Below are 13,393 nucleotides of genomic sequence, written 5' to 3'. Positions count from 1 at the left end.
ATCGCCGGAACCCACCGCTTTCCTTCATCCCGGACCAATCACCGGCTGATTCGCCGCAATCGCCGGCCAGGGATTTTCGCTGCATGCCGGGAAATTCGCGCGAAATGAGGCCTTACTTGGCCCATCCACGTAAAATTTGCGAATCACCACCCTAGTCGCATCCAAAACGATGAACGCCGTCACTCAGATAGCTCGGGCCGTTTGCCCGCACGATTGTCCGGACACGTGCGCAATGCGCGTGACCGTTGAAAACGGCCGAGCCATCAAGGTGACGGGCGATCCCGACCATCCGCCCACGCAGGGCGTGTTGTGTACGAAAGTCAGCCGATATGCCGACCGCGTTCATCATCCCGACCGGCTCACCGAGCCCCTCAAGCGCATCGGCGCGAAGGGGGAAGGGCGCTTCGTACCGATCAGCTGGAGCGAAGCACTTGACGAGATCGGTCGTCGTCTCGGGGAAATCGCCGGGCGCGCGCCGGAAGCGATCGTGCCATACAGCTACGCGGGAACGATGGGGCTCGTGCAGGGCGAAGGCATTGCTCAGCGGTTCTTCCATAAGCTCGGTGCGTCCCGGCTTGAGCGGACCATCTGCGCCGCAGCCGGTGCAGCGGGGCTGCGCTACACGTATGGCGGAAGCGTCGGCATGCATCTCGAGCATTTCGAGGAAAGCGAGCTGATCCTGATCTGGGGCGCCAACCCGATCGCATCAAGTCTGCATTTCTGGACCCGAGCGCAGGAAGCCAAGCGTCGAGGCGCCCGTCTGGTCGCGATCGATCCCTACCGCTCGCTGACGGCCGAGAAATGCCATCAGCACATCGCGTTGAAACCGGGCACCGACGGCGCGTTCGCGCTCGGCATGATGCATGTGCTGATTACCGAAGATCTGCTCGATCACGACTACATCGCGCGTCATACGCTCGGTTTCGAGGCGCTCAAGGCCCGAGCCCTGTCCTATCCGCCGGAGCGTGTCGCGCAGATCTGCGGCATCGAAGCGTCGGAACTGATCGAACTCGCACGTCGTTACGGCGCGACGCGCAAGGCGTCGATTCGCCTCAATTACGGCATGCAGCGCGTGCGCGGCGGCGGCAATGCCGTGCGCGCGATTGCGAGCCTGCCCGCGCTGACAGGCGCGTGGCGCGACCGGGCCGGCGGGCTTCTGCTGTCGTCGTCGGAATCCGCACCGGTCAATCAGGCGGGGCTGCTGCGTCCGGATCTGATGCCCGGCTGGCCTCACAAACTGCCGCGCATCATCAACATGAATGCAATCGGCGATGCGCTGCTGCATCCGGGCGACGCCACCTTCGGGCCGAAGGTCGAAGCGGTGATCGTCTACAACTCGAATCCCGTCGCGGTTGCGCCCGACTCGTCGAAAGTTGCCGCCGGGTTCGCGCGCGAAGATCTGTTCACGGTCGTTCTCGAACATTTCAAGACAGATACGGTCGATTTCGCCGACATTGTGTTGCCGGCCACGACGCAACTCGAGCATCTCGACGTCCACAAGTCGTACGGACACACCTATGTGATGGCGAATCTACCGGCGATTCCGCCAGTCGGCGACGCACGGCCAAACACGGAAATCTTTCGCGGTATCGCACGCAGCATGGGGCTCGACGAGCCCGCGCTTTATCACAGCGACGAAGAGGTGGCGCAGGCGGCGCTCCGTTGGAACGATCCGGCGCTCGACAGCGATTGGGAGACGTTGAAGCGTGCCGGCTGGCTGAAGCTCAAGGTGGCGGACGCGCCTTTCGAGAATGGCGGTTTCCGCACGCCGTCCGGCAAATGCGAGTTCTACAGTGCACGACTCGAGCAGATGGACATGGACCCGGTGCCCGATTACCTGCCGCCGTTCGAATCTGCGGAGGCCGCACCCGAACTCGCCGCTCGCTATCCACTGGCGATGATTTCCCCGCCGGCCCGCCACTTCCTGAACAGCACGTTCGTGAACGTGGACAGCCTGCGCAGTACGGAAGGACAGCCGCATCTCGATATACACCCGGCCGACGCCGACGCGCGCGGCATCGGGGAGGGCGACATCGTGCGCATCTTCAACGACCGCGGATCGATGCAGGCGGTCGCGAGGGTGACCGATCGTGCGCGCGCGGGGCTCGTCGTCGGACTGTCGATCTGGTGGAAGAAATTGTCGGCGGATGGACGGAACGCGAACGAGGTAACGAGCCAGGCGCTGACCGATCTCGGCAACTCGGCGACGTTTTACGATTGTCTGGTCGAAGTTGAGCGGATTTGACCGAACTTCTTGATACCATCAGACGAATGTATCCGAAAGTTCGAAGTGGGCATCTAACCCTGTTGTCTCGGCATGGGCGAGCCGCTACGATGCGTTTTAGCACGACCATTCGAAAATCTGTGAGGAGACGCGCCGTATGAACAAAATTTGGCTGAAATCGTACCCACCCGGCGTTCCAGCCGAAATTGACGCGTCCCCGTATCCTTCCATCCCGGATCTCCTCGACGAAAGCTTCAAGCAGTATCGTGACCGAAAGGCGTTCGTCTGCATGGGCAAGAGCATCACGTACGGCGAACTCGATGCACTGTCACGCCAGTTCGGCGCGTGGCTGCAGTCGCGCGGCCTGAAGCGCGGTGCGCGCGTCGCGCTCATGATGCCGAACGTGCTGCAGTATCCGGTGGCGATCGTCGCGGTGCTCCGCGCGGGCTTCACCGTCGTCAACGTCAACCCGCTCTATACGCCGCGCGAGCTCGAACATCAGCTGAAGGACAGCGGGGCGGAGGCGATCGTCATTCTCGAGAATTTCGCGTCGACGCTGCAGGCCGTCATCGCCAATACCGCGGTCAAGCATGTCGTGGTCGCTTCGATGGGCGATCTGCTGGGCATCAAGGGCTGGCTCGTCAATTACGTCGTGCGCAACGTGAAGAAGATGGTGCCGGCTTGGCAGCTTCCGTCGTTCACGCGCTTCAAGGCCGCACTGTCGGAAGGTGCGCGGCAGACCTTCAAGGCGCAGAAACTCGGCCCGGATGACGTTGCGTTCCTCCAGTACACGGGCGGGACGACAGGGGTTGCGAAGGGCGCGACGCTGCTGCACCGGAACATCGTGTCTAACGTGCTCCAGGCCGGCGCATGGCACCATCCCGCGCACGAGAAGTACCCCGAGGTGAAACAGTTCGTGACGGTTGTCGCGCTGCCGCTCTATCACGTGTTCGCGCTGACGGTCTGCGGCTTCCTGACGATGCGCACGGGCGGCATGGGCGTCCTGATCCCGAATCCACGCGACATCGGCGGCATGATCAAGGAGTTGAAGGGTTACCAGATCTCGACGATTCCGGCCGTCAACACGTTGTACAACGCGCTGCTGAACCATCCCGAATTCAACCAGCTCGACCTGTCGAAGCTCGTGATTGCCAACGGCGGCGGCATGGCGATCCAGGAGGGCGTCGCGAAGCGCTGGTATGAGAAGACCCATACGGCGATCGTCGAGGGCTACGGCCTGTCGGAGACTTCGCCGGTCGCGACCTGCAACCCGGTGACGGCGACCGAATATAGCGGGACGATCGGCCTGCCGCTGCCGTCGACCGAAGTGGCCATCCGCGATGACGCCGGCAACGACGTCGCCCTCGGCGAGCCGGGCGAGATCTGCATCCGCGGGCCGCAGGTCATGGCCGGCTACTGGAATCGTCCGGACGAAACCGCGAAAGTCATGTTCCCGGACGGTTTCTTCAAGACCGGCGACGTCGGCGTGATGGACGCGCGCGGTTACGTGAAGATCGTCGACCGGAAGAAGGACATGATCCTGGTATCTGGTTTCAACGTGTATCCGAACGAGGTCGAGGACGTGGTGGCGTCTCACCCGGGCGTGTTCGAGGTGGCGGCGGTTGGCGTGCCGGACGAGCACTCGGGCGAAGCCGTGAAGCTGTTCGTCGTGAAGAAGGATCCGGCGCTCACTGACAAGGACATCCTCGCGTACTGCAAGGAGCGGCTCACCGGCTACAAGCGGCCGAAACTCGTCGAGTTCCGCACGGAACTGCCGAAAACGAATGTCGGCAAGATCCTTCGGCGCGAACTGCGCGACGGACGCGCGTAACACTGAAGTCGAATCAACCAGCCCGGCCAGTGCCGGGCTTTTTTGTTCGTGGGGCTGGCACCGAGGTTGCCGCGCCGTGGTTCGACGGCCGCGGGAACGGCGCATGATCTACCGGGATACTTCGTGGCTGACGGAGCGGCGTGACCGGGCCGCCCGTGGCGGCCGCGAGCCGTGATTCGCATGGCGCGGTACTTCGGCGCATGCTGCCCGCCGGCAGCGGTGACATTCATGTCGATGAGGCGTCGGGAACGGTTCGCCCCCGTGAACGGGCCGCCCGGCGATCGTCCTGTTCGCCGCTCACCGCTTCGCAGCCGCAAAAGAAAAAGGCGCCCGAAGGCGCCTTCAATATGCTGCGGCTTGTCAGTCCAGCTGATTAGAACTTGTGACGGATGCCGACGCGCGCTGCAACCTGGTTGCTGGTGCTCGACGGGTCGAGACCGTTGATCGACGCCGTTGCCGGAATGACCTCGCCCTTCGAGTTCAGCGCGTTGCCCGACGCATGCTGGTACACGCCGATCACGTAGACGTCCGTGCGCTTGGACAGGAAGTAGTCGACGCCCAGCGAGCCTTGGTGGTACTTGGCTGCCGAGTTGCCGTCGATCTTGCTGCCTTGCGTGTAGTCGTACGCCGCGCCGACGATCAGCGCCGGGGTCAGCTGATACTTGAAGTTGATTTCGCCGTTGTTGAACGTCGCGGTCTGGTCCACGAACGGACCGACCGAGAAGCCCTTGAACTTCGTGTTCGAATACGTCGCGCCGATCGTTGCTGCGCCGAACGTGTACGCACCGCCCGCACCGATGACCTGGTACGTGTTCGCGCTGTTCGCATATGCGCCGTAGACCGGCGACGACACGGCCGTCGCTGCAGCCGACGCGCCGGTGTTGAACATGCCGCCGAAGTTAGCCGGCGTGCGTGCGTTCAAGTAGCCGACACCCAACACGAGCGGGCCGTTGTTGTAACCGGCGCCGAGCGACCAGACCTGGTTCTTCGAGAACTGGCCGGCTTGGCCGCCGAAGCTGTACATGCCGCCGAACGAGAAGCCGCCGTAGGTCGGGCTCGTGTACTTGACCGCGTTGTTGACGCGATATGCGTTGTTGAAGTTGTCGAGATCGCCCGGGTGAGCAGCGATGTAGCCGCCCCACTGGTCGCCTGCCTCGAGCGGGCCGACGAAGTCGACGACGGAGTCGTACTGGCGACCCAGCGTGACCGTACCGTACTGGCTCGACAGGCCGACGTAAGCCTGGCGGCCGAACATCAGGCCGCCCTGACCCAGCTTGCCGGAGTTGACGTCGAAACCGTTTTCGAGCACGAAGATCGCCTTCAGGCCGCTGCCCAGATCTTCGGTGCCGCGCAGGCCGAAGCGGCTGCCTTGCATCACGCCGCTTGCCAGACCGTACAGGTGGCCGCCCTTGGCGTTGTTGTTGAAGATGAAGCCTTCATCGATGATGCCGTAGAGCGTCACGCTGCTTTGCGCATGGGCTGCGCCAGCAAACGCGCCCAGCGCGACGAGCGCGAGAAGCGACTTTTTCATTAACGGATCTCCAAGAAACACTGAATTTTTTTGGCGGGGCAGATAGTTATGTTGTGTTGACGGGCCCCAACAACTTCACGAGAAGTCGCACGTAATGTAGCAAAGCCGATTTTTCCGACAAAGCGAAATGCCGTGGCGCAAAGCTGCCATGTTTCCTTTATGCAACAATGGTTAAAATCACGGGTTAACCGCAATTTCCGCTGAATAATCAAGTCGGTTACGCAGCGGAGCACGTGCCTTTGCCGCCCGCGGCAGCACACGCAGCCAGGAGAACAGGATGGTGTTGGATGAACTGATCAGCGAATTCGATCGCGGCCTGCGATCGCTGACCGGCATTAGCCGGATGAGCCGCCCGGTGCCCGCGCCGGCGGAGCCGCCGGCCGGCGAACTGACGCCCGCGGAGCGCACGCATGCCGCCGGGCTGATGCGCGTGAACCATGTCGGCGAGGTCTGCGCGCAGGCGCTTTATCAGGCGCAGAAGCTGACCGCGCGCTCGTCGTCGTCGAAGGCGATGTTCGAGGAAGCCGCACGCGAGGAGGAGGATCATCTCGCGTGGACCGCGCATCGGCTGAAGGAACTCGATTCGCGTCCGAGCCTGCTCAACCCGCTGTGGTACGCTGGCGCGCTCGCGATCGGCGTCGTCGCCGGCACGCTGGGCGACAAGGTCAGCCTCGGCTTCATGGCGGAGACGGAGCGCCAGGTCGAGAGCCATCTCGACGGGCACCTGTCCGAACTGCCGGCGACCGACGCGACGTCGCGGGCGATCGTCGAGCAGATGCGGCTCGACGAGGTGAAGCACGGCAAGGCCGCGACCGACGCCGGCGGGATCGAACTGCCACTGCCCGCGCGGATGTTGATGCGCGCCGCGTCGAAAGTCATGACGAGCACTGCATACTATCTCTGACATTCGGGCCGGGGCGGCGCGCGACGCCGTCCCGGTTCGCCGTTCCCGATACCGCCCGTTTATTCCGCGTTTTCCCGCCCCCGAAAGCCCCGTCCGCACGCCAGTCTGGCCCGCCTTTCTCACGTATCACCTTCACAAGTTGCACTAGCTCATTCATTTATAACGGTTTTTGGTATGAGGGGCCGCATGAGCATGAGCGCGTAAGTCCTTGTTCTAACTAACAAAATTCGTCAAAAACCGGGCCGCTCCCTTGACCGTGCCAAACCCTTCCACTAAAGTGGGAGACAGTGTGAGAAAGTGTATTTTTGTGTGATTTGGCGGGCTATTCCGGCTAAATTCTTGAGCATTGAGCGGGTGCTTCGGTGCCCTGAACGGGAGAGCGGAAAGTGTTCCAAGGGGCGTCGGCGCTGACGCTCGATGCGAAAGGGCGGATGTCGGTGCCGGCTCGCTATCGCGAAGCGCTGCAAGGACAGGCAGAAGGACGGGTGACTGTGACCAAGCACCCGGACGGCTGCCTGTTGCTGTTTCCGCGCCCCGAATGGGAAGTATTCCGCGCCAAGATCGCCGCGCTGCCGATGGACGCGCATTGGTGGCGGCGCATTTTTCTCGGCAATGCGATGGATGTCGATCTCGACAGCGCAGGCCGGATTCTCGTATCGCCCGAGCTGCGGATGGCGGCCGGACTGGAAAAGGAAGTCATGTTGTTGGGAATGGGTAGTCACTTCGAGCTGTGGGATTCGCAGACCTACATCGCGAAGGAGCAGGCAGCGATGGCGCAGGGCATGCCCGACGCGCTGAAGAACTTCACGTTCTGATTGCGGTGACGGAGACGCCCGCGATGGGAAACGAATTGCAGCATCGGACCGTACTGTTGGACGAAGCGGTCGATTCGCTCGTGACGCGGCCGGACGGCATTTATGTCGACGGCACGTTCGGACGCGGCGGTCATAGCCGCGCGGTGCTCGCGCGGCTGGCGCCGGGCGGCCGGCTGATCGCGTTCGACAAGGATCCGAGGGCGATCGAGACGGCGCAGCGCATCGAGGACGCGCGCTTCTCGATCGTGCATGACAGCTTTGCATCGATGCGCGACGCGCTTGCGGCGCGCGGTGTCGAGAAGGTGTCGGGTGTGTTGCTGGACCTGGGCGTGTCCTCGCCGCAGGTGGACGATCCGGCGCGCGGCTTCAGCTTTCGCGCGGATGGCCCGCTGGACATGCGAATGGATCCGACGCGCGGCGAGTCGGCGGCCGAGTGGCTCGCGCGGGCTTCGGTGCAGGAATTGACGGAGGTGATACGAGATTATGGGGAAGAACGGTTTGCTTTTCAGATTGCAAAGGCGCTTGTTGCTCGCCGGGCAGAGTCCGACCGTCTTGGGCCTCTCGACACCACGGGCGAGCTTGCCCAAATCGTGGGTAACGTCGTCAAAACCCGTGAGAAGGGCAAGGATCCGGCAACCCGCACCTTTCAGGCTATACGGATTCACGTCAATCAAGAGCTTGCGGACCTGCAAGTCGTACTAGACGCGGCATTGTCGTTGCTGGAGCAAGGGGGGCGGCTGGTGGTCATCAGCTTTCATTCACTCGAGGACCGGATCGTCAAGCGATTCATGCAGGCGCACGCGAGTGCGCCTGCGGTCGATCGTCGCCTGCCGATCCGCGCCGTCGACCTCCCGAGCCCGCCGCTCAAGATCATCAGCCGTCAGTTCCCGAGCGAGGCGGAAGTCGCCGCGAATCCGCGCGCCCGGTCGGCCGTGATGCGCATCGCGGAGCGCGTCACGCCATGAGCCGCTTCAACATCTTCCTGCTGATCATCGTGATGGGCTGCGCGCTGTCGGTCGTCAACTCGACGAACCAGCAGCGGCAGATCTTCATTCAGCTGCAGCGCGCGCAGTCGCAGGAGCGTCAGCTCCAGCAGGATTACGCGCAGCTTCAATATCAGCAGAGCGCGTTGTCAAAGACGTCCCGCATCGAGCAGCTCGCGAACGATTCGCTGAAGATGCAGCCGATCTCGACGGGGCGCACCCAGTACCTGACGCTGCCGTCGGGCGCTGCGAAGGCGATCGACGCGCCGATTCCCGCGTCGGCCGATACGGCCACCAAGGGCAACGGAGGCGCGCGATGAAGCCGTCGCAAAAGCGCCAGGACGTGAAGTTCTCGGCGAGCCCCGTGCTCGGCGTGCACCTGCCGATGTGGCGCTCGAAACTCGTCGTATTCCTGCTGTTCATGGCGTTCGTCGCGCTCGCCGCGCGCGCGTTCTGGATCCAGGGACCCGGCAACGCCTTCTATCAGAAGCAGGGCGAGAGCCGTTACCAGCGCACGATCGAGCTGCCGGCCACGCGTGGCAAGATCCTCGACCGTAACGGGCTCGTGCTCGCGACCAGCCTGCCCGTGCGCGCGATCTGGGCGATTCCGGACGCCGTGCCGGACGATCTCGACGCCGGCAAGGTCAACCAGCTCGGCAAGCTCCTCGGCATGACGCCGAAGGAACTGCGCGTGAAGCTGTCGGAAGATAAAGGTTTTGTCTACGTAAAGCGTCAGGTGCCGATCGATGTGGCGGACAAGGTCGCCGCGCTCGACATTCCCGGTATCTATCAGCGCAACGAATACAAGCGCTTCTATCCGGAAGGCGAGATCACCGCTCACCTGATCGGCTTCACGAACGTCGAGGACGAAGGGCAGGAGGGCGTCGAACTCGGCGACCAGAAGCTGCTGTCCGGCACGTCCGGCGTGCGCCGCGTGATCAAGGACCGGATGGGGCACATCGTCGAGGACGTCGCCGAACAGATTCCGCCGCACAACGGGACGGACGTCGACCTGTCGATCGACAGCAAGATCCAGTACATCGCGTACGCGAACCTGAAGGCCGCCGTCGAGAAGTTCAAGGCGAAGGCCGGCGCGGCGATGGTCGTCGACGTGCGCACCGGCGAGGTGCTGGCGCTCGTCAACTACCCGACGTACAACCCGAACGACCGCTCGCGCATGACGGGCGAGCAGTTGCGCAACCGGATCATGACCGACGTGTTCGAGCCCGGCTCGATCATGAAGCCGTTTACCGTGTCGCTCGCGCTCGACCTGCACCGCGTGACGCCGAACACGCTCGTCGAGACGGGCAACGGGCATTTCGTACTCGACGGCGCACCGATCACCGACGACGCGGGTTTCGGCACGCTGACGGTCGGCGGCGTGATCCAGAAGTCGAGCAACATCGGCGCGACGAAGATCGCAATGACGATGCGGCCCGAGGAAATGTGGAATATGTATACGAGCATCGGCCTCGGCCAGGCGCCGAAGGTCGGGTTCCCGGGCGCGGTGGCCGGCCGCCTGCGTCCGTGGAAGAGCTGGCGTCGCATCGAGCAGGCGACGATGTCGTACGGCTACGGCCTGTCGGTGTCGCTGTTCCAGCTCGCGCGCGCCTACACGGCGATCGCGCATGACGGCGAGCTGATGCCCGTGACCATTTTCAAGACGGACCCCAACCAGCCGATCGTGGGCACCCAGGTGTTCAACCCGACCACCGCGCGCGAGGTGCGTGCGATGCTCGAAACGGTGGTGGCGCCGGGCGGCACGTCGCCGGATGCGGCCGTGCCGGGTTATCGCGTCGGCGGCAAGAGCGGTACCGCTTACAAGCATGAAGGCCACGGCTATACGCGCAAGTATCGCGCGTCGTTCGTCGGGATGGCGCCGATGCCGAATCCGCGGGTCGTGATCGCGGTGTCGGTCGACGAGCCGACCGCCGGCAGCCACTTCGGCGGCCAGGTGTCCGGCCCCGTATTCTCGGCGATCGCGGGCGATACGATGCGCGCGCTGAACGTGCCGCCGAACATGCCGATCAAGCAGCTCGTCGTGTCCGACGACGCGCCTGGCGCGCCCGCCGGGACGGGCCCGCAAAAGCTCGCCGCGGGCGGCGGCGCGAAGCATATGATCGTATCCAGCACGACACGTAATTCACCAGGAGTTGTTCGATGAGCGCCGCTCGCAGTTCCCATCCGGCGCATCAGCAGATCGCGGCCGCGCTTGCGTGGCTGCGCCAGCATGTGGCCCCCGCGGCGCAACTGCATGCCGACACGCGCAGCCTGAAGGCCGGCGACGTGTTCCTCGGCTATGCGGTCGACGGGGCAGACAATCGCGCCTTCATTTCCGATGCCGTCGCGCGCGGCGCGGCCGCCGTGCTGTATCAGCCGGAAGGTCTCGAAGCCGCACCGGCCGTGCCCGTCGCGCTCGCGGTGCCGGCGCTCGGCCAGCTGGCCGGCGAGATCGCCAGCGGCTGGTACGGCGACCCGAGCGACAGCCTGCTCGCCATCGGCGTGACCGGCACCAACGGCAAGACGTCCTGCACGCAATGGATCGCGGCCGCGCTGACGGCGCTGCACCAGCCGTGCGCGCTGATCGGCACGCTCGGCAGCGGCATGCCGGGGCAGCTGGTGCCGACCGGCTTCACGACACCTGACGCGCCGCAGCTGCAGCGCAGCCTCGCGCAACTGCACGACGCCGGCGCGAAAGCCGTCGCGATGGAAGTGTCGTCGCACGCATTGCATCAGGGCCGCGTCAACGGCACGGCATTCGACATCGCCGTCTTCACGAACCTCACGCAGGATCACCTCGACTATCACGGCACGTTCGACGCGTACGAAGCCGCGAAGTCGAAGCTGTTCGCGTGGCGCGGTCTGCGCGCGGCGGTTGTCAATCGCGACGACGAAGCCGGCCGCCGCCTGCTCGAGAAGCTGGCCGGCCGCGTGCGCACGATCGCATACGGGATCGGCGATGCGCAGGCGGCCGACGCCGATCGCGAGCTGGTTGCGCTCGACGTGCGCGCGACCGCCACGGGCACGGCTTTCCGCCTGCGCTCGTCGTGGGGCGACGCGGACGTCGAGGTCGGCACGCTCGGCACGTTCAACGTCAGCAACCTGCTCGCGGTGCTCGGCTCGCTGCTCGCGGCCGACGTGCCGTTCGACGCGGCCGTCGCGGAGATTGCGCGGCTCGAGTCCGTCAACGGGCGCATGCAGCGCCTTGGCGGCCGGCTGCAGAACGACGAACCGCTGGTCGTGATCGACTACGCGCACACGCCCGATGCGCTCGACAAGACGCTCGATGCATTGCGCCCGATCGCGGCGGCGCGCGGCGGGCGGCTCGTCTGCATGTTCGGCTGCGGCGGCGATCGCGACGCGACGAAGCGCCCGCTGATGGGCGCGATCGCCGAGCGGCTCGCCGACGAAGTCGTCGTCACGAGCGACAATCCGCGCAGCGAGGATCCGCAGCGCATCATCGACCAGGTCATCGCGGGGATGACCGCGCCCGATCGCGCACGCCGCATCGAGGATCGCGCGAGCGCGATCCTGCAGGCCGTGCGCGGCGCGGCCCGGGAGGATGTCGTCGTGCTGGCCGGCAAGGGGCACGAGGCGACGCAGGAAATCATGGGCAAGAAGCGCGCGTTCTCCGATCAGGATCACGCGCGGCTCGCGCTCGCGGCACGCGCGACGCACGGCAAGGGAGGCGGCGAATGACGATGCTCAGTCTCGGCGAAGCCGCGCGCCTGATTCCCGGCGCGACCGTCCACGGCGATCCGGACACCACCTTCGAGCGCGTGTCGACGGACAGCCGCACGGTCGGCCCGGGCGACCTGTTCGTCGCGCTGAAGGGCGAGCGTTTCGACGCGCACGACTTCCTCGGCGACGTGGCCTCGCGCGGCGCGGCCGCGGCGCTCGTCGCGCACGCGCCGGCGGGCCTTGCGATGCCGGTCGTCGAGGGCGGTGAAACGCGTGCCGCGCTCGGCGCGCTCGCGCATGGCTGGCGCAAGCGCTTCGCGGTGCCGCTCGTCGCGGTGACGGGCAGCAACGGCAAGACGACCGTCAAGGAAATGATCGCGTCGATCTTTACGGCGGCAGTCGGCGCCGACGCACGGCTGGCGACGGCCGGCAACCTGAACAACGACATCGGCGTGCCGCTGACGCTGCTGCGCCTGTCGGGCGCGCATCGCGTCGCGGTGATCGAGCTGGGGATGAATCACCCGGGCGAGACCGAAGTCCTCGCGCGCCTCGCGGCGCCGACCGTCGCGCTCGTCAACAATGCGCAGCGCGAACACCAGGAATTCATGGCGACGGTCGAGGCGGTCGCGCTCGAACACGCGGCCGTGATCCACACGCTGACGCCGGACGGCGTCGCGGTGTTTCCGGCCGACGATGCGTACGCCGGAATCTGGCGTGTCGCGGCGACCGGCAACCGGATTCTCGATTTCGCGCTGCACGACGCCGAACGGCAAATCGAAGCGCAGGTCACGGGCCGCTTGCACGGCGGCGAGCTTGCGATCGACACGCCGTCCGGCTCGGTGACGGTGCGGCTGCGCGCGCTCGGCGAGCACAACGCACGCAACGCATTGGCGGCCACGGCCGCGACGCTCGCAGCCGGTATCGAGCTGGCCGCGATCAAGCAGGGTCTCGAATCGTTCGAGCCGGTCAAGGGCCGTTTGCAGGTCCGGCGAGCGGACGTCGGCAGCCTCGCGGGCGCGATGGTCGTCGACGACACCTACAACGCGAACCCCGATTCGATGCGTGCGGCGATCGACGTGCTGGCTGCCCAACCGGCGCCGCGCGTGCTGGTGATCGGCGACATGGGCGAGGTGGGCGACGAAGGCCCGGCATTTCACCGGGAGATCGGCGCGTATGCGCGCGAGCGCGGCATCGATGCGCTGTTCGCGCTCGGCGATGCGTCGCGCGATGCATGTACCGCGTACGGCGACACGGCCCGCCATTTCGGCGACGTCGATGCGCTGGTGACGGCACTGCTCGCGGCGGGCTACGGCGCGCAGGCGACGGTGCTCGTGAAGGGCTCGCGGTACATGAAGATGGAGCGCGTGGTCGACGCGCTGACGAAACAACCCGCGGCGGGCACGGTGCCCGCGGCACACTGAGTA

The 13,393-nt window shown here is 65.1% G+C and carries 10 protein-coding genes; 9 read left to right on the top strand and 1 reads right to left on the bottom strand.

Features of this window, described 5'->3' with window-relative positions:
* Window positions 1-169: 169 nt before the first annotated feature.
* Both ACV22W_RS19090 and ACV22W_RS19085 read left to right on the top strand, forming a co-directional pair.
* Window positions 170-2,245, top strand: a complete 2,076-nt coding sequence (locus ACV22W_RS19090) for a molybdopterin-containing oxidoreductase family protein (protein ID WP_448021017.1) — start codon at window positions 170-172, stop codon at window positions 2,243-2,245.
* A gap of 136 nt (window positions 2,246-2,381) precedes the next feature.
* Window positions 2,382-4,055 carry a long-chain fatty acid--CoA ligase gene (locus ACV22W_RS19085; protein WP_322039697.1) on the top strand — a complete coding sequence of 558 codons (1,674 nt, stop codon included), beginning with the start codon at window positions 2,382-2,384 and terminating at the stop codon, window positions 4,053-4,055.
* A 373-nt stretch (window positions 4,056-4,428) separates the two neighbouring features.
* Here the strand turns inward: ACV22W_RS19085 and ACV22W_RS19080 are convergent, their stop codons facing one another.
* The gene (locus ACV22W_RS19080; protein WP_448021016.1) at window positions 4,429-5,586 is read right to left on the bottom strand and encodes a porin; all 1,158 of its coding nucleotides are present in this window, start codon (window positions 5,584-5,586) and stop codon (window positions 4,429-4,431) included.
* Between the two features lie 277 nt (window positions 5,587-5,863).
* Here ACV22W_RS19080 and coq7 point away from each other — a divergent pair, with 277 nt between their 5' ends.
* The 7 genes from coq7 (at window position 5,864) to ACV22W_RS19045 (ending at window position 13,390) form a co-directional block, all read left to right on the top strand.
* The gene (coq7, locus tag ACV22W_RS19075; protein WP_448021014.1) at window positions 5,864-6,490 is read left to right on the top strand and encodes a 2-polyprenyl-3-methyl-6-methoxy-1,4-benzoquinone monooxygenase; all 627 of its coding nucleotides are present in this window, start codon (window positions 5,864-5,866) and stop codon (window positions 6,488-6,490) included.
* 386 nt (window positions 6,491-6,876) lie between these two features.
* The gene (gene mraZ / locus ACV22W_RS19070; protein WP_006400450.1) at window positions 6,877-7,305 is read left to right on the top strand and encodes a division/cell wall cluster transcriptional repressor MraZ; all 429 of its coding nucleotides are present in this window, start codon (window positions 6,877-6,879) and stop codon (window positions 7,303-7,305) included.
* A gap of 23 nt (window positions 7,306-7,328) precedes the next feature.
* Window positions 7,329-8,270, top strand: coding sequence for a 16S rRNA (cytosine(1402)-N(4))-methyltransferase RsmH (rsmH, locus tag ACV22W_RS19065; protein WP_059535156.1), 942 nt, complete (start codon window positions 7,329-7,331; stop codon window positions 8,268-8,270).
* Window positions 8,267-8,608: a cell division protein FtsL gene (ftsL, locus tag ACV22W_RS19060; protein ID WP_448021012.1), complete on the top strand. Its 342-nt coding sequence runs from the start codon at window positions 8,267-8,269 to the stop codon at window positions 8,606-8,608. Before rsmH ends, ftsL begins: the two co-directional genes overlap by 4 nt.
* Window positions 8,605-10,452 (top strand): peptidoglycan D,D-transpeptidase FtsI family protein, encoded by a 1,848-nt coding sequence (locus tag ACV22W_RS19055; RefSeq protein ID WP_448021011.1) that lies wholly within the window; start codon window positions 8,605-8,607, stop codon window positions 10,450-10,452. The genes ftsL and ACV22W_RS19055 overlap by 4 nt, the downstream gene beginning before the upstream one ends.
* Window positions 10,449-11,987: a UDP-N-acetylmuramoyl-L-alanyl-D-glutamate--2,6-diaminopimelate ligase gene (locus tag ACV22W_RS19050; RefSeq protein WP_448021009.1), complete on the top strand. Its 1,539-nt coding sequence runs from the start codon at window positions 10,449-10,451 to the stop codon at window positions 11,985-11,987. Before ACV22W_RS19055 ends, ACV22W_RS19050 begins: the two co-directional genes overlap by 4 nt.
* Window positions 11,984-13,390, top strand: a complete 1,407-nt coding sequence (locus ACV22W_RS19045) for a UDP-N-acetylmuramoyl-tripeptide--D-alanyl-D-alanine ligase (RefSeq protein WP_448021007.1) — start codon at window positions 11,984-11,986, stop codon at window positions 13,388-13,390. Before ACV22W_RS19050 ends, ACV22W_RS19045 begins: the two co-directional genes overlap by 4 nt.
* The last annotated feature ends 3 nt before the right edge of the window (window positions 13,391-13,393 follow it).

Source organism: Burkholderia sp. AW49-1 (genome assembly GCF_053427845.1).
The sequence above is the reverse complement of the archived record's forward strand: the minus strand, read 5'-3'. Positions and strand labels throughout refer to the sequence as shown.